We start from the raw sequence: 17,581 nt of genomic DNA on the forward strand, positions 1-17,581 counted from the left end.
GGGATTGATCAGAGAAAAAACTGGTCAGGCGTGTGACGCCAGCCGAACAAGCACCTGATCGAGAGTGTGGTTCAAGGCCCCGCGGGTCATGACCTCGTCGGCTCCGTGGGACTTTGCGGCGTCGAGAAGGTCTTTGGCAACATGGGGGCCCCAGGCGAGGATCTGGAGTCGACGGGGAGAGTTTGGCGTCGGGTGCGGGGAGTTGGAGTCTGGACTTGTCGACGTGTGCGTGGCGTTGAACTCTCGGGCCCGGTTGATGAGCGAGAGGGCGAGTTCGGGCGGAGAATCGAGATCGACGAGCAGGGCGACGGGGTGTGGCGGATTGGGGTCGGTGAGTCGGGCCTCGAGCATGTCGAGGGTTCGGACGGGGCGCGCGGCGAGGCCGAGGGATTCGGCGGTGGCCTTGATTTTGGAGGCCCACATGAGGTCGGCGGCGTTGTAGAGGATGAGCGTGTTGGTCATGCGAGGGATCTTCCCGGCCTTGGACCCGAACGGCGACCTTGAAAATCGCGAAAGTGAAAGAAGTTTTGGCGTGGAGGATTCACGGGATGGGGAGGGACCGCTACGCTTCTCTCCCACTTTCAGTTTCCTTGCGTGGATCCCTGGCGAGTTCGCCTTTGGGACGGGGCGCGAGGGTGGCCGTTGCATACGGAACCGTTTCCCATGACACCCGCGACACTTGAGAGGCCTCAGGCCGCCGAAGGATCGGCCGGCTTTGCGCACCCGGTCTTTGATGAGTTGGCGTTCCCCGCGGACGCGAACAACCTGTACCGCCAGACGGTCGGCTGCATGCTCCACGCGGCGGATGTCATGGACCTGCCGCAATACTTGAAGTTGGTTCTGGCGCAGCCGAAGAACGAGATCATGGTTCACTTCCCGGTGCTGATGGACAATGGGAAGTGGAGCCTGTTCAAGGGGTACCGGGTTCAGCACAACAACGCGCTGGGGCCGTACAAGGGCGGATTGCGGTTCCATCACGACGTGCACCTGGACGACGTGAAGAGTCTGGCGTTTTTGATGACGATGAAGTGTTCGCTCGTGGGCGTGCCGTATGGCGGGGGCAAGGGCGGGATCAAGGTGAACCCGCGCGACCACTCGACAGCGGAGATGCAGCGGATCGTGCGCCGGTTCACGTCGGCGATCGCGCACAACATCGGGCCGGACTATGACATCCCCGCGCCCGACGTCGGCTCGAACGCGCAGCACATGGCGTGGATCGCGGACACGTACTCGTTCCTGTCGGAGGTCGCGGGACAGAATCCGTCGGCGGTGATCACCGGGAAGCCGATCGAGTATGGCGGGTCCTTGGGTCGTGAGAAAGCGACGGGGCAGGGCGTGGTGGACACGCTGGTGGAGATGCTCCCGGAGTTGAACCTGAAGCCCGCGCAGTGCACGTTCAGCACGCTGGGCTATGGCAACGTGGGCTCGTGGTCGTCGCGGATCTTCCAGGACAAGGGCGCGAAGATGATCGCGGCCGCCGACCACACGGGGTTCATCCGCAACGATCAGGGGATCGACGCGCACGACCTCGCGATGCACTGCGAGACCAAGGGGAGCGTCTCGTCGTATCCCAAGGCGACGAAGTGCTCGAAGGAAGAGTTCTACAAGGCGAAGGTGGACGTGTTCATCCCGGCGGCGCTGGAGCAGATGATCCAGGAGCCCGAGGCGAGCATGCTGAACTGCAAGGTCGTGGCGGAGGGCGCCAACGCCCCCACCACGCCCGCAGGGGAGCGCGTGCTGCAGTCGCGGGGCGTGGAGATCCTTCCGGCGATCCTGTGCAACGCGGGCGGCGTCACGGTCAGTTACTTCGAGTGGCTGCAGAACAAGACGTTCCAGTCGTGGGACCTGGAGAAGGTGGACCAGACGCTGAACAAGCACATGGTCCGGGCGGCCCAGCGGGTGCGCGTGGCGCGGAAGAAGTACAACGTCGATCTCCGGACGGCGGCGTACATCGCGGCGCTCGAGCGGCTGGCCAAGGCCTATGAGGTGCGCGGGATCTTCCCATAAATCGGGGGATCCGGACGCGACGCACGGCGGCTTGTGGATCCGGCGATGGATATCGAGGTTTTTGTGCTGATTTTCGTGCCTGTCCTTTGGACAGGCCGATGGTTCCGTTCAAGGATGGTGCGCCGCGTTCGGCTTGCCCTCGTCGGTCCTGGTTTGTTCGGGACCTGATCGAGTGGGGATCTGGACGCGAGGAGAAAGGACATGGACGAGATGGGTGCCTGGGGCTTTGGCCACTTTGAGAATGACGACGCTGCCGACTGGGCGGCGGATCTTGTGGAGATGGACGACGCCGCCTTGATCGAGGAGGCGTTCGAGCGTGTGCTGAACGCAAAGGAGGCATACGCGGAGGCTCCCGAGGCGTGCTGTGCGCTCGCCGCGGCGGAGGTTGTGGCCGCGCTGAAGGGCGCACGCGGGTCGGACCTTCCCGAGGAGATCCACGGATGGGTGGAGGGGAAGCCCTCGCCGGCGGCGTCGCTGGTTCAGCGTGCGGCCCAGGCGGTCAAGGCGATCCGCGAGTCGTCGGAGTTGCGCGATCTCTTCGACGAGCAGGACGATCTCGCCGAGTGGGAGCCGCGTGTTGCGGATCTGGAGCGTCGCCTGGCGGCGTGAGCGTCGAGGCCCGGCCTTGATCGACATCGAGTGGACCACATCGCCCGCGGGAGACTCGCGGGCGTTTTCGCTTTGGGCCTGCACGTCGCCAGGCCGTGAGTGACGGCCCGCCATCGGTGTCACGAGCGCGGCGAGGCCCTCCCTCACGGTCGGGCTTCATGTTTCAGAATACCAGCCCGTGCAATGAATCTCCGCCACGTCCCTCCCGCTCGGCGTCATCGCCGCGTGTACCCTTGGGGCACATGGCACACGATCACGAACGCTCGCGTCGGCCCTTTGTCGGCGGCAACTGGAAGATGAACACCGACCGCACGGCGGCGTCCGACCTGACGCGCGGCGTGGTGGACGGGCTGATGAACATCGACGGCGTGGACGTCGCGGTCTTCCCGCCGTATCCGTATCTCCTGCTCGTCCGCTCGATCCTGCGCGACCGCAGCAGCGCCATCAAACTCGGCGCCCAGGACGCCTACTTCAAGGAGGACGGCGCGTTCACCGGCGAGGTCTCGATCAACATGCTCAAGGACTGCGGCGTGCAGGTCGTTTTGTGCGGGCACTCCGAGCGTCGGCACGTCATCGGCGAGAGCGACGAGATGGTGAACGCGAAGGTGCGTGCCGTGCTCGACGCGGGGCTCGAGTGCATCCTGTGTGTTGGTGAGACGCTCGACGAGCGTACGGCGGGGCACCAGGACATCGTGACGAGCCGGCAGATCAAGACGGGCCTGGCCGAGGTTCCGGGGGACTGGCTCGAGCGTCTGACGATCGCGTACGAGCCGGTGTGGGCGATCGGCACGGGCAAGACGGCGACGCCCGACGACGCGCAATCGGCGCACGCGCACATCCGCGAGTTGGTGGCCCATTTGTATGGCCCGGAGCGGGCGGCGCGATTGCGGATCCAGTACGGCGGGTCGCTGAAGGCGGGGAACGCCGCGGAACTCTTCGCCCAGGGTGACGTGGACGGCGGCCTGGTCGGCGGCGCGTCGCTCAAGGCGGTGGAGTTCGTGGGCATCGTGAAGGCGGCGGCGATTGCTCGCGCCTGAGCCGCGGCTCAGTGGGACGCAGTGTTGCTCGCACTCACACCAAGGGTCAATATCGCGCGCTGTTGGCTCTGTGTGCGTCCCATTTGGTCATTTGGCAATTTATTGATTTGACCATCTAGCCCCCCCGGGCCACGTCCCCACGCCTTATTCACGCGAGAACGCGGCCCAGGCGGGGTTTCACGTCGCCAGAACCACCGCCAACGCTCCGTCGAAGGCCGACGACGGAGTGCTTTGGGCGTTCGAAACAGTGTTCGCGGCGTGCGACGGAGTTCTTTGGGCCGTCGACAGAGTCTTTGGGGCGTGCGAGAGAGTCCTTGCGGCCAACAACAGAGACATCGCGTCCGCAAAGTGCGTCCTTGTGGCTGTCAACCGAGTTACGTCGGCTTTCTGTGCGGTTCTTTCGATCGCCATCGGAGTCTCTGCAGCCGAAGGTGCCACGTTCGCGGAGTGTTGGCAAGGGAGATGCGGTTGGTTGGGATGGCTCATCTGGCCAGCAAACTCCGAGGTCGCCGGGTTGACTCCCAACCGGACGCGTGATACTGCGTCCTAACTGCGTTTTCTTACCAATGGCACATGGCACATTTATGTGTGCACTTGATTCATAAGTACTCAATGTTGTGCGTTCGCGACCGGAGCCTGAGCCGACAATCGAATGGACCAGAATGCACGCTTCGCGAGTGGAGACGCGGAGCATTCCTACGGTCGCCCAAGACCCCGAGGGCGTTGACGGTCGATACGGCCATCTCGCGCGGGGGAGGTGGCGATGGTGCTGGGCGTGATAGGGCCATCGCGGCCGAGCCATTCCAGGACAATCCGTGCCATGTCTTCCGTGGTGGTGTCATCGCCAAAGTCGGCCCCGTATCGGTCGAGGAGATTCCACGAACTGATGACGCGTTCACCAAGGGCGGCAACGGCCATCTTCAAGAATCCGTCGCACATTGGACCGCCGCACTCCCCCATCGAGACCGGCCCGATCATGGCCACGAATCGCTGAACTCGGCTTCCTTCTCGAATCCCGCAGACCGAGACGCACTCCGGCCCCGGGCTCTTGATCAACCGACGATCCAGAGACTTCACGACCACGCGCGAGACTCGGAATCCGGGGTGAGACTGGGCGTGGGTGTGTGTTCGGAGCGCCGAATCACCGTGTTCGACGATCCAGCTCCAGAGCGGATCGTCGGCATTCAAGAGCGCCGTGGTGATCGCGTGGTGCCACTCCATGAGCGCCGTGTCACGGGAGCTCCGACGTCTCTCGATGAATTCGACAAGGTCTTGGGGCCCGGTGAGGTGCTTCTCATCGCCATCCCGCGTGCTCACACCCACGGACATCACGCGGGCGGCGTGCGTGGTGTGAGAAGCCTGTATCAAGCCGATGCCAAGCCAATCCGCGTCGAAGGCTAGCCGAAACTCGCGTGCGGCGTTCGTGGCCCACCGACGTGGCAGCGTCTCCGGAATGGCGTGGAGCGCGCCGATGATCTTCCAGCGACGCTCCGACGCCAAGTCCGGCAATGTGGGTTGCATGGGTTTCGAGCGCCTGTTCGGCACACCTTCTCCTGATTGCCCTTCGCGCAACGGTGCCTGATCGGTGCAACTACTGCCTACCGAAGAGGTCGCTCCGGGCGTTGGAGACCGCCTTGACGAAGTCCCCCTCGAGCGGATTCGAGAAGTAGCCGGGGTGGTTCGCGATCCACGCGAGCGCGTCCTTGCACGTATCGATAGCGCTGCTGATGTCGGCTGGGGTCAGGTTCTGACGAATACCGCTCGTGTTGTAGGTGTCCACGAACAACTGCGCCTCGTCGGTGTTTGGGTTCAACGCCACCGGCCGGATCTCGTACAGATTCAGGAACTGGAGCAGCGACTCGACGATCAACCCGAACTCGTCATCCATGGCGTCGCGGGCGACGGGAACAACCTCGGCGGGGCTTGTCGCGGTCGTCGTGGCGAAGATGGTCATGTCCACCGCCAACGATGCGGCCGAACGCGACCCAAAGCCCATCGCGATGGTGACAAGGCCGAGCATTAGAATGTTCGTTCCGCTGACTCGAATCGCGTGCATATCGTGCCTCCTGGCATCGCCAAACGGGCGTCTTGTTCAGGACGCGTTCGGAGATTTAAATGGGACTCACACCGTCGTGAATCCGCCTCTCCAAAGGGCGGCGCAAACAGGGCTGGTGTGAAGGCACTTGGGAAAATTCTTTGGAGTGGCACAATGGGGGAGATCACGCCCCGGAGCGAAACCTCGGCTCCGGAATCCACAAGATCGAGCGTCCCGCAATTGGAAGAGAAGGGACAGAAGGGGTCCAGCACCTACCACTCCCTTCGTCAGATCGACGCTGACGCCCCACACCGGATGCCCTTCGTTCAGGAGTCGGCCTTTGATCCGGCGAGCGCAACGCCACCCGCGATCGAGTCGCCGATGTCAGTTGCTCAACTTTTGGGGCGGATGCGGAATGGCGACCGAGTCGCTGCGGCAGAGTTCGTTCATCGCTTCGAGCCGATGATCCGGCGGCGGATCCGCTCTCGGCTTAACTCCTCGATGCGACGGCTCTTCGACAGTAGCGAGATCTTCTCAACGGTCTGCCGGCGTCTCGACGAGTACGTCATGAAGCGATCGATCGAGGCCGAGGGCGTGCCGCAACTTCTGTCGCTTATGCAGACGATCACCCAGCACTCCATCGCGGACAAAGAGCGCGTGATATTGCGCCTCCGTGCCGTCGAGGAAGAGGACACGCCCATCGCGCGAAGGCTTGGTCTGCGCGCGCAGACAAAATGGTCGACCGAGAGGGGCTCGTACGCCGATGTCGAACGGATCTTCGGGATGCTCGACTCAGAGAACGACCGCTCCATCCTCATGCACTGGCTCTGGGGCATGCCCCACAACGTGACGGCCGAGCAACTCGGGATGACCCACGCGGCGGTCCGCAAGCGATGGCAACTCATCCGCGAGCGTCTTGCCGAACGTCTCTCAGATGATGAGCGTGCGTAAATCGAGCATCTCCATTGGATCGGAGGACAACGCAAATGAGGCATACCACCGAGCACGACCTTCTCGAGAGTTACCACGCCTCGGGTCGGATGGACACCGAGGGCTTCTTCTCGTTCCTCTCGAGCGTCCGAGCGGCGGCCGACGAGCAGATCGCCCATCTCATCGACTGGCGTTCCCGATCGGGGCTCGATGGCCCCTATGAGATCGACGCCTTCCTCACGAGCATCCCCAACCTGCGGAACCGCCCAGTGGTGCTCGACGCGGTGATCGACGTGGTGCTTCGCTCGCACGCTCGTGGCGTCGGAGACTCCGAGCGAGCGATCACCGACCTGCGGACGAAACATCCAGATCTCTGCGACGCGATCGATGCTGCCGTGGTCCTCGGCTCGCTTGTTGGAACCACGAGGATGTCGTCCAGTGAGATCCCGGAGCGGACTCTCCCCGAAGAAATCGGTCTGCCGACTCCCGAGGGGCGGAGTCGATATGTTCTCCGCGAAAGGATGGGCGCGGGCGCCAATGGAAGGGTCTACCTTGCCGAGGATCGACTCCTGTCGAGCGAGGGCAAGCCTGTGTTCGTGGCGGTCAAGTTTCTCTCTCGCCTTGGAGGCTCAACTCTGGCCGATCGCGTCGCCGCCGCGGAGGCGATCAAGGCCCGTCGTGTGCGTCACACCAACGTCGCCTCCGCGCTCGATCGCGGAGTCACGAGCGACGGAGCCTCCTACGTCGTCTTCGAGCACGTCGCGGGCGGCAATCTTCACGGCCACATTCGCGGCGCGGATCATCGCCTGTCACCACGGGCCGCCGCCACGCTCGTGCGTGATATTGCACGAGGCACCCAGGCCATCCACTCGGCGGGTCTGCTCCATTGCGACCTCAAGCCGTCGAACGTCCTGATGGAGATCGACGGCACGCCGCGCATCACCGATTTCGGCCTTGCGCAGTGGGAGGGCGAGGTCAGGGATCTTCCCTCGATGGTGGAACTGGGAGGAACGCTCGGCTTCGGAGCCCCCGAGCAGTTCGCACCCGGCTCGGTTCTCAACACCGCGACCGATACCTACGCGTTGGGCGGCTTGCTCTTGTGGTGCCTGAGGGGCGTCGCCCCCAACGGATCGTCTGCCGAGGAGGCGAGACGAAACCTCGACTCGGCCAACGTGCGCACGATTCGAACACGCGCTGCAGCAGGGGGCGCGTGGGCAGGTGCCGAGAGTGAACGAGACCGTTCCGGAGCCACTACCACCACCAACACGCTCTCACCGAGTGCCATTGCCGAGATCGACAACGCACTTCTCGCGGCCATCTGTGCACGCGCACTCTCGTGCGACCCGACACGGCGGTATCAATCCGCCGAAGCCCTGGCCAACGATCTGGAGCGTGTGCTCCGCGATGAGGGGCTCGTGTGGGCGAAGGAAGATCCGGCCGCCCGCCTGACACGGTGGGTGCGTCGCGAACGTGCCGCGGCCGCTCTCGCCGCGGCGCTCATTCTCGTGGCCTCCGCGGGAACGGCACTGGTCCTTACGCAATCGAAGAAGGCCCTGATTGCGGAACACCAGCGCGAAGTAGCCGACCTTCGCGCCGAACGGGTCAACGCGACCATCTCGCAGGCGAGATCGACGCTCGCCGACTCACTCTTGATGACGCGAGCCAGCTACGGCAATGGGCTCTCGAGCGAGTGGCTGACTCAGGTCACGATCCTGCAGACACTCACGGGTCCAACCTTCGATCTGTCGACGCCCGAGGGGAAGGAAGTCTGGAGCAACCGAATCGACGCGGCACTCCAGAGCGCCGAGGCCGCACGATCCGCCGGAGCAACCGGGGGAGAAGGACGCCCGACCGTGACCTCGTGCCAATGGCGCCTCATCGCGGGGTTCTGGCTCCTGACGTCGCACCGATACACCGAGTCACGCGCCACCCTCGCCCAGGCCGAGGCCGAATGGCTCACCGTGGTCGACGAGCACGACGGCCTGGTGGACCTCACGAGAAAACTCCTCGCGAGCGCCATCGTTCTTGGCCCCTCGGATCCGGTGGATGTGGTGATTGCCACGAACTCAGACGCGAGCGTCGCTTCCGGTTCTGCGGCGGCGCCTCCATCCCCACCCGGCCCCGCCCTGCCTCGCCGCGACTTCGGCTGGGCGCGCGACTGCCTCTCGCACCCTGATGCGTCCGAACTCGCGACTGCCGGAGAGGGCGTGCGGACCCTCCTCCGCAACGCGCGCGGTCGCCTTGGCTTGACCATGACGCCAGCGGGTTGATGGCCCCCGGCCCACGTCCGCGCGGCTTATTCACGCGAGAACGCGGCCCAGGCGGGGCTCCACGTCGCCATAACCGCGTGATGGATCGTCCAACACCTCGATTGGATCGTCCAGCACGCCTGCTGGAGCGTTCAGCACGCGTGTTGAGTTGTTCATCACGCCGATTGGATCGTCCATCACGCGTGCTGGAGAGTTCCACACGCCGATTGGACGCTCCATCACGCCGATCGGAGAGCCCAACACGTCGATGGAAGCGTCCATCACGCGTGCGGGATCGTTCGTGACGCCGATGGGACTCTTCCACGCGGCGATGGGGTCGTCCATCACAACAACGGTGGATTCAGTCACGGGTTCCGAATTCTCCTCAAGTCACCTGCCCAGACCACCCACAACTCGCCCGACGGTGCGGGACTGCCCGCGCCAAAGTCCTCCATGCAACTGAGTTCGCAGTGTTCCGCGGATTGCCTTACGCACCGCCTGTGGCGACGTACACCCTCGTGAGTGGGAACTTGTGCCGCCACTGCGGTTCCAACTCCTCGTAGTGGGCGAGGAAGATATCGATGAACCGGTCGGCGTCGATAAGCACGAGATCGGCGTCGTTTTGCTGCACGTGTCGCGCGTCGTTGCTGAATCCGCCGAGTGAGACGAGCACGCCTTTCTCCGGGCCGTTGAGCAGTCCCCGCAACTGCTTGACCACCGGCCCGCCAACAGTGCTCGTGCCGCTCTTGCACTGGATCTTCAGGAGCGGCGGCTGCACGCCCAAAGGGTCCGGGTGCGCCACGACGTCGACGCCCAGATCGTGCGTCCCCTGCTGAGTGGTCGCGGTGTAGCCCATGGCACGGAAGACCGCGGCAACGACCTCCTCGAACTCGGTCCCCGTACGCACCCACTGCCGCAGGAGGTAGTCCTTGGTCTCCTCGATCGCACGCTCGGCCAGGTTGAAGGCGTCGGCCGCCGACTCCAGTTCAACGAGATCGGCAGAACCACCTTCGTCGTCATCGCCCGGTAGTTCCGTGCCCACACACGAGCCAAGCCCCCCGTCCATTGCCTCCGCTCCGTCTCTCGCACCCAGAACGGTCCCGCTCTTGGGCACCAATCGTCTCCGTCGCCGCTCGCCGAGTCCGGTCACATTCGGTCCCTCGATAGACGCATCGCTCGCGAGCACGCGCTGGACCTCCTCGAGATGCTCGTCGGACGTCGAGACCGACGAGAATGCCCCGAAACTGTGGAGCGCGGCCTCGGAGAAGACGATCCTCGGCACGGTCTTGAGCCATCGCACCGGCCGGATATTCGAGTAGTCGTGGCCCATCAGATCGGCATCGTCCGAGGCCCACCGGTAGGGCCCTGTGATCTCGCCGATCATGATCTCACGCGATCCTTTCACCGGATACACGACAATCTCTCCAACACTCATCTCGTGAGCGAAACGAAAGACCTGTCCGTATGACGCGTTGACACGCCCGGGTGACCAATCCGGATACGCCCGGTGCATCGCGATCTTCATCTTCTCTCGTGTATCGTGCGGCGAAAGGTCGCCGATCCGCGTCCATCCGATGCAGATGAACCCCTCCCGCCGCGCACGGGCCGCGATCTTTGCCTGATTCGAGATGTGCACAACCCAGAGCCGCGTGTTGGTGTTGCTCATGACGAATGAGTGTACACTAAGCCGGATCCGGAGTCGCCGTCCGCCAAGTCACCGCACCAGTTACCAATATATATCGGTGGACACATAAGGGGCAGAAAGTACTTGAGGGAGGGTCTCTCTCTTGTGGTTGCACACATCTCGCGCCTCAACGACGCTTGCGGCGTTTCCGTCGCCCCTTGGGTTGGCCAAGGCCAACCTGGAGCCATCCCGAAATGAGGGCCCACATGACTTGTTCTAGCATTTTGAATAGATCGATTCCACGTCGCGCCATGACTGGCTCCCAAACGAATATCATCGCATCATTCAACGATTCGTGAGGTGCTGCTACACAGGTGAACTCCTCGCTTTCATCGCTGGCGACGGCCCCTGCTGCGACCGATCAGTCGTGAACTCGGATGCCGACGCGTCGCTTCCGTCTCACGATGCCGGCTCCATGGACGGGCTGTCGGATCAACGACCTTCCCACAAGCAGCCCGACCGTGAGGGAGGGCCCATCTCGCCCCGTACTGCCTGTCGATTTCGATATTGGTCATCGAACGTTCCCCGTGCGGGAATCATTCGCTTGGGTTATGCTTCGCACACATGGCACCCTCACGCAAGACACGTGCGTCCGGCGGCACAGCCGCGCAATTGTGTGCGGGCGTTTGCCAGTCGGCTCTTCTGACACATGGGCTGCGTCGATTGCACAACGTATCAACTGTCATCGCATGTGAGTGGGTGAGATGAGCAATCCTTCCTTTTTTGAACAACCGATCCTCAACTCGCCGTATCAATACCCGGCACGTCACTGGGAACTCGACGAGGACGGCCAGCCCACGAATCAGGTGAACGAGACGCGCCGTACGGCGAAGTTCATCACGCCTGTCCCCAGGCCCAAGAAGCGACGGAAGGGCACGGGGCAATCGGAGATCGTCTATAATGAGGGCGCCGGCCTCTCCTCCTCCTCGCAGCACTACGACCCCACGCCGATCATCAACCAGGTCCGCCGCAAGGTCGATGTGTGGCGTGGGATCGCGAGCAGCGACGGCTGGGGCGTCACCCCCGAGACCGCCCGCCTTCTCAAGCACTGGCGACATCACCCGTACAACAGCATCCGCCCCTTCTTCTGCCAGGTCGAGGCCGTGGAGACCGCGATCTGGCTGACCGAGGTCGCCCCGCAGTCCGGCAAGGAGGACCGGGCCATACTCGACTACCTGTCGCTGGCGAACAACGCCTCGAATCCCGGCCTCTCCCGGCTCGCCCTCAAACTGGCCACCGGCGCGGGGAAGACGACGGTCATGGCCATGCTGATCGCGTGGCAGACCATCAACGCCGTGCGACGTCCGGGGAGCAAGAAGTACACGCGTGGCTTTCTCGTCGTGACGCCCGGTCTGACGATCCGCGACCGGCTGCGTGTGCTCCAGCCCAACGACCCCGACAGTTACTACAAGAATCGCGAGCTCGTGCCCACGGACATGCTCGGCGACCTCGATCGCGCCAAGATTGTGATCACCAACTACCACGCGTTTAAACTCCGCGAGACCATGGAACTCTCGGCTGGCGGACGCGCCCTGCTCCAGGGGCGCGGCGAGGAGCTCAACACCCGCGAGACCGAGGGACAGATGCTCCAGCGGGTCATGCCCGGGCTCATGGGCCTCAAGGGCGTGATGGTGCTCAACGACGAGGCCCACCACTGCTACCGAGAGAAGCCCGCCGACGATGAGGGCGCAGGGGATGATGATACCGACGAATCGCTTACCGGCGACGAGAAGAGCGAGGTCGAGAAGAGCAGGAAGGCCGCCCGACTCTGGCTCTCGGGCCTCGAGGCCGTCCAGCGCACGCTCACCACGAATCGCGTGCTGGATTTGTCCGCGACTCCATTCTTCCTGCGCGGCTCGGGCTACGCCGAGGGCACGCTCTTTCCGTGGACAATGAGCGACTTCTCACTCATGGACGCCATCGAGTGCGGCATCGTGAAACTCCCGCGCGTCCCGGTGGCGGACAACCTCCCCGACCAGTCCGAGATGCCCAGATTCCGCGCCCTGTGGGAGAACATCCGCAGTGTGATGCCCAGGAAGGGGCGGAGCAAGGCCGCGTCGCTCGACCCGCTCTCGCTGCCGACGCTGCTCGTGTCCGCGCTCGACGCGCTCTATGGGCACTACGAGAAGACCTTCGGGTTGTGGCAGGCGGAGGGCCTCATGGTCCCGCCCTGCTTCATCATCGTCTGCAACAACACCGCCGCCTCGAAACTGGTGTACGACTACGTCTCGGGGTTCCATCGCACGATGGACGACGGCACGACGCGCCTCGAGAACGGGCGTCTCGCGCTCTTTCGCAACTTCGACGACGACGGCAGACCGCTCGCCCGCCCGCGCACGCTTCTTATCGACAGCGAGCAACTCGACTCCGGCGACGCCCTCGACGACCAGTTCCGCACGATGGCGGGGGACGAGATCGAGCGGTTCCGCCGCGAGATCATCGAGCGGACCGGCGACACGCGGCAGGCCGAGAACCTCTCCGACGAGGACCTGCTCCGCGAGGTGATGCAGACCGTCGGGAAGCGCGGGCGCCTCGGCGAGTCGATCCGCTGCGTCGTCTCGGTCTCCATGCTCACGGAGGGGTGGGACGCGAACACCGTGACCCACGTCCTGGGCGTGCGTGCATTCGGAACGCAACTGCTCTGCGAGCAGGTCATCGGCCGGGCCCTGCGCCGCCAGTCGTACGACCTGAACGAAGACGGGCTCTTCAACGTCGAGTACGCGGACGTGCTGGGCATCCCGTTCGACTTCACGGCCAAGCCCGTCGTGGCCCCACCCCAGCCGCCGCGAGAGACCGTCCACGTGAGGGCCGTTCGCCCGGATCGCGACCATCTGGAGATCCGCTTCCCGCGCGTCGAGGGATATAGGGTCGAGCTCCCCTCCGAGCGTCTCACCGCCGCGTTCACCGAGGACTCCACGCTCGAACTCACGCCCGACCTGGTCGGGCCCGCGATCACGCGCAACGAGGGGATCATCGGCGAGGGCGTCGACCTGGATCTCAAGCACCTCGATGCGGTTCGTCCCGCGACCATCCTCTTCCATCTCACCAGGCGCCTCATCGAGACCAAGTGGCGTGACCCGGGCGAGGAGCCCAAACTCCATCTGTTCGGCCAACTCAAGGCCATCACCCGCGAGTGGCTCGACGGGCATCTGGTCTGTCGTGGGGACACCTTCCCCGCCCAACTGCTGCACCAGCAACTCGCCGACATGGCCTGCGAGCGCATCACCGCGGGCATCACCCGGAAGATGGTGGGTGACAATCCGATCAAGGCGATCCTCGATCCGTACAACCCCGAGGGCTCGACGAATTTCGTCTCCTTCAACACCTCCAAGAAACTCCGCTGGGAGACCTCGGGGGATCGGTGCCACGTCAACTGGGTCGTTCTCGACAGCGACTGGGAGGCCGAGTTCTGCCGCGTGGCCGAGGCCCACCCGAGGGTCCGCGCCTATGTCAAGAACCAGGGGCTGGGCCTCGAGATCCCCTACCGGTTCGGCACCGAGTCGCGTCGGTACCTCCCCGACTTCATCGTCGAGATCGACGACGGCCGCCCGCCGCTCGCCGACGGCACGCCGGACCTCCTGCACCTGATCGTCGAGATCAAGGGCTACCGCCGCGAGGACGCCAAGGACAAGAAGCAGACGATGGATGCCTACTGGGTGCCCGGCATCAACCACCTGGGGCGCTTCGGGCGGTGGGCCTTCGCCGAGTTCACCGATGTCTACGAGATGCGGGCCGACTTCGAGGCCAAAGTCCAGGAACACTTCGATTCCATGATCGATCGAGCAATCACTTCCGGCGCTCCGGCCCGGGCTTCCATTTAGAGATGCACATGGCCAAGAAACCGACCACCAAGCCGAAATCTTCTTCCAAGACGGCACGCCCGAAGAAGAAGACCGTCGTCGCCCTGACACACGACGAGGCCACGCGGAGGAACATCCCCACGGCCGAGTACCAGCCCGTGCTCGACGAGAAACTCCAGTCGCCCATCCGCGTCGCCTACGAGCGGCGCAACCGCGACCTGGACCCGCAACTGGTCTGGCGCGGCAAGGACGACCAGGACTGGTCCGACCTTGTCGTCCCCGCGCCGCCCCTCTTTATCCAGGAGAAGGTCCACCCCAAGGCCCTGATCGACGACCTGCGACGCCAGACCGAGGCCGCCGAGATCGCCCGCAAGATCATCGAGCGTCAGCACCAGCCCGTCGAGGAGCAGTTCGACCTGTTCGCCGACTTCAACGGCGTGCCCGAGGGCGACGCCCGGACCGAGTTCTATCAGCACGATGCCCACTGGTCCAACCGCATGATCCTCGGCGATTCGCTCCAGGTGATGGCCAGCCTCGCCGAGCGCGAGGGGTTGCGCGGGCGGGTGCAGTGCATCTACCTCGACCCGCCGTACGGCATCAAGTTCAACAGCAACTTCCAGTGGTCCACCACCAGCCGCGACGTGAAGGACGGCAACGCCGCCCACATCACCCGCGAGCCCGAGCAGGTGAAGGCCTTCCGCGACACCTGGCGCGACGGCATCCACTCCTACCTCACCTACCTCCGCGACCGCCTCACCGTCGCCCGCGACCTGCTCACCGAGTCGGGGTCGATCTTTGTGCAGATCGGGGATGAAAATGTGCATCGAATTCGAGCATTGATGGATGAAGTGTTTGGCGTCGGCAACTTCATCTTGGAAATCGTGGTTCAGAAAACGGGGAGCGTTGCAGGGGCGTTCATCCAGTCGAATTTTGACCGCGTTCTATGGTACGCACGAAATCGAGAATCGGCAGAAGGGAAGTTTCGTCCGTTGCTCGTCGACCGCGTATTGGGCGGCGAGGGTGGAAGCGGCTATACGAAGATAATGACTTCTGCGGTGGATAGCCGCCCACTCACTACGGAAGAAAGAGAACGACCGAATCTCATTGAAGGCATAAGCAAAGTGTGGCGTTCATACCCGCTGACGTCGGACGGGTTCCGTCCATCAACTACCATCGACTTTGATTTTTGCGGCCGAACATTTCACCCCGGGAAAACCAGCCATTGGAAGGTGACGGTCGATGGTCTAGCACGATCTGCTCGTGCCAATCGTGTGGTGATAGATGGACGGCAAATCAGTTTGCGACGTCTTTTCGGAGATGATCCTACCGTCTCGCTCGGACCGCTTTGGTCTGACGTTGGAGGTGCGTCTGACAAGGTGTACGTCGTTCAAACTAACGAAAAGGTTGTCCAGCGTTGCCTCCTCATGACCACCGACCCCGGCGATCTCGTGCTCGATCCGACGTGCGGGTCGGGGACGACGGCGTATGTGGCCGAGCAGTGGGGGCGGCGGTGGATCACGATCGACACCTCGCGCGTCGCGCTGGCCTTGGCGCGGGCGCGGATCATGGGGGCGCGGTATCCCTTCTACCTGCTGGCCGACTCGAAGGAGGGGCAGGCGAAGGAATCGGAGGTGACCCGCACCGCCCCCAGCACCCAGCCGACGCACGGCAACATCCGCCACGGGTTCGTCTACGAGCGCGTGCCGCACATCACGCTCAAATCGATCGCCAACAACGCCGAGATCGACGTGATCTGGGAGAAGTTCCAGCAGCGCCTGGAGCCGCTCCGCGCGACGCTCAACAAGGCCCTCGGCACGACATGGGAGGAGTGGGAGATTCCCCGCGAGGCGCCCACCGACGATCAGGCCAAGTGGCCCAGGGAGGCCAGGGACGCCCACGCCCGCTGGTGGGAGCAGCGCATCCTGCGTCAGAAGGAGATCGACGCCTCCATCGCCGCCAAGGCCGAGTTCGAGTATCTGTACGACAAGCCGTTTGAGGACAAGAAGAAGGTGCGCGTGGCCGGGCCGTTCACCGTCGAGAGCCTCTCGCCGCATCGCACGATTGGCGTGGATGAAGACGACGAACTGATCGACCCCATCGCCCCCAAGGGCGACGACGCGGATCCGATCGGGCAGGACTTTGCGACGATCGTCCTGGAGAACCTCAGGGCGGCGGGCGTGCAGCAGGCCCACAAGGAGGACCGGATCCAGTTCTCAACGCTGACGCCCTGGCCGGGCGACTACATCGGCGCCGAGGGACGGTATGTCGAGGGTGAGGGAGGGGGCGGGAAGGAGAAGCGCGCGGGAATCTTCATCGGACCGGAGTTCGGCACGGTCACACGGCAGGACCTGGTGCTGGCCGCTCGCGAGGCGGCGGATGCCAACTTCGACGTTCTGATCGCGTGCGCCTTCAACTATGAGGCGCACGCGAGCGAGTTCAGCAAACTCGGGCGGATCCCGGTGCTCAAGGCCCGCATGAACGCGGAACTGCACATGGGCAGCGAACTCAAGGCCACGGGCAAAGGCAACCTGTTCGTGATCTTCGGCGAGCCGGACATCCAGGTGCTTCCGCCGTTGGACGCGCCCGAGGGAGCCGAGCTGAAGGACTACGACGCCATCCGCGTCAAGATCAACGGCGTGGATGTCTTCCACCCCCAGACGGGCGAGATCCGCAGCGACGGCGCCGAGGGCATCGCCTGTTGGTTCATCGATACAGACTACAACAACGAGTCCTTCTTCGTCCGCCAGGCGTACTTCCTCGGGGCGAACGATCCCTATAAGGCCCTCAAGACCACGCTCAAAGCCGAGGTCAACGAGGAGGCCTGGAAGTCACTCCACAGCAGCACGTCGCGCGAGTTCGCCAAGCCCGCCAGCGGGAAGATCGCGGTCAAGGTCATCAACCACCTGGGCGACGAGGTGATGAAGGTCTTTGCAGTGCCATAAGGCCGAAGTCGGCTACCGATCAATCCGTGTGGAATGGTTTCCCTGGGGACAATCTCCAGGTATTAAGGATTTCACGCAGAGACCACGATCGGTCCCCTTGAATACTGGTGTGATTTAGGAGGACTGTGTGCCCTGGCGGTGGTAGACTGGTCCAGCAGACATGATGCTCCGTAAGTATATGAGTGACCCAAGATTGAATAGCCGACAATTTCTTTGAACTCTACCTGAAGTCCTCCCACCGATCGGCCGATCGAATCCGCCACAGGTGGGGTGGGTGGCCGGTCCGGG

General features: G+C 63.7%; 12 protein-coding genes. 8 read left to right on the forward strand and 4 right to left on the reverse strand.

All coding sequences use genetic code 11. The features are described 5' to 3' along the window. Positions 1-24 precede the first annotated feature (24 nt). Positions 25-462, reverse strand: a complete 438-nt coding sequence (locus tag IPK69_03435) for a hypothetical protein (protein QQS09686.1) — start codon at positions 460-462, stop codon at positions 25-27. A 327-nt stretch (positions 463-789) separates the two neighbouring features. Here IPK69_03435 and IPK69_03440 point away from each other — a divergent pair, with 327 nt between their 5' ends. The 4 genes from IPK69_03440 (at position 790) to IPK69_03455 (ending at position 5,054) form a co-directional block, all read left to right on the forward strand. Then, a complete protein-coding gene (locus IPK69_03440) occupies positions 790-2,007 on the forward strand; it encodes a Glu/Leu/Phe/Val dehydrogenase (GenBank protein QQS10410.1) in 1,218 nt (405 codons plus the stop codon). 201 nt (positions 2,008-2,208) lie between these two features. Then, positions 2,209-2,616: a DUF4259 domain-containing protein gene (locus IPK69_03445; protein QQS09687.1), complete on the forward strand. Its 408-nt coding sequence runs from the start codon at positions 2,209-2,211 to the stop codon at positions 2,614-2,616. Positions 2,617-2,858: 242 nt separating this feature from the next. Then, on the forward strand, positions 2,859-3,653 hold the full coding sequence (locus IPK69_03450; protein ID QQS09688.1) for a triose-phosphate isomerase: 795 nt from the start codon (positions 2,859-2,861) through the stop codon (positions 3,651-3,653). Between the two features lie 723 nt (positions 3,654-4,376). Then, positions 4,377-5,054 (forward strand): hypothetical protein, encoded by a 678-nt coding sequence (locus IPK69_03455; protein QQS09689.1) that lies wholly within the window; start codon positions 4,377-4,379, stop codon positions 5,052-5,054. A gap of 190 nt (positions 5,055-5,244) precedes the next feature. Here IPK69_03455 and IPK69_03460 read toward each other — a convergent pair whose 3' ends face one another. Further along, positions 5,245-5,673, reverse strand: a complete 429-nt coding sequence (locus tag IPK69_03460; protein ID QQS09690.1) for a hypothetical protein — start codon at positions 5,671-5,673, stop codon at positions 5,245-5,247. 396 nt (positions 5,674-6,069) lie between these two features. Here IPK69_03460 and IPK69_03465 point away from each other — a divergent pair, with 396 nt between their 5' ends. Continuing rightward, the gene (locus IPK69_03465) at positions 6,070-6,639 is read left to right on the forward strand and encodes a sigma-70 family RNA polymerase sigma factor (protein ID QQS09691.1); all 570 of its coding nucleotides are present in this window, start codon (positions 6,070-6,072) and stop codon (positions 6,637-6,639) included. Positions 6,640-6,674: 35 nt separating this feature from the next. Next, positions 6,675-8,888, forward strand: coding sequence for a serine/threonine protein kinase (locus IPK69_03470; GenBank protein ID QQS09692.1), 2,214 nt, complete (start codon positions 6,675-6,677; stop codon positions 8,886-8,888). 30 nt (positions 8,889-8,918) lie between these two features. On the opposite strand, the gene IPK69_03475 is transcribed toward IPK69_03470, so the two are convergent. Continuing rightward, positions 8,919-9,236, reverse strand: coding sequence for a hypothetical protein (locus IPK69_03475; GenBank protein QQS09693.1), 318 nt, complete (start codon positions 9,234-9,236; stop codon positions 8,919-8,921). A gap of 118 nt (positions 9,237-9,354) precedes the next feature. Next, positions 9,355-10,533 carry a restriction endonuclease gene (locus tag IPK69_03480; GenBank protein QQS09694.1) on the reverse strand — a complete coding sequence of 393 codons (1,179 nt, stop codon included), beginning with the start codon at positions 10,531-10,533 and terminating at the stop codon, positions 9,355-9,357. A gap of 722 nt (positions 10,534-11,255) precedes the next feature. Here IPK69_03480 and IPK69_03485 point away from each other — a divergent pair. Further along, the gene (locus IPK69_03485) at positions 11,256-14,372 is read left to right on the forward strand and encodes a DEAD/DEAH box helicase family protein (GenBank protein QQS09695.1); all 3,117 of its coding nucleotides are present in this window, start codon (positions 11,256-11,258) and stop codon (positions 14,370-14,372) included. An 8-nt stretch (positions 14,373-14,380) separates the two neighbouring features. Continuing rightward, entirely contained in the window at positions 14,381-17,293 is a 2,913-nt protein-coding gene (locus IPK69_03490) for a site-specific DNA-methyltransferase (protein QQS09696.1), read from the forward strand. The last annotated feature ends 288 nt before the right edge of the window (positions 17,294-17,581 follow it).

It is taken from the genome of Phycisphaerales bacterium (assembly GCA_016699835.1).
Taxonomy (GTDB): Bacteria; Planctomycetota; Phycisphaerae; order Phycisphaerales; family UBA1924.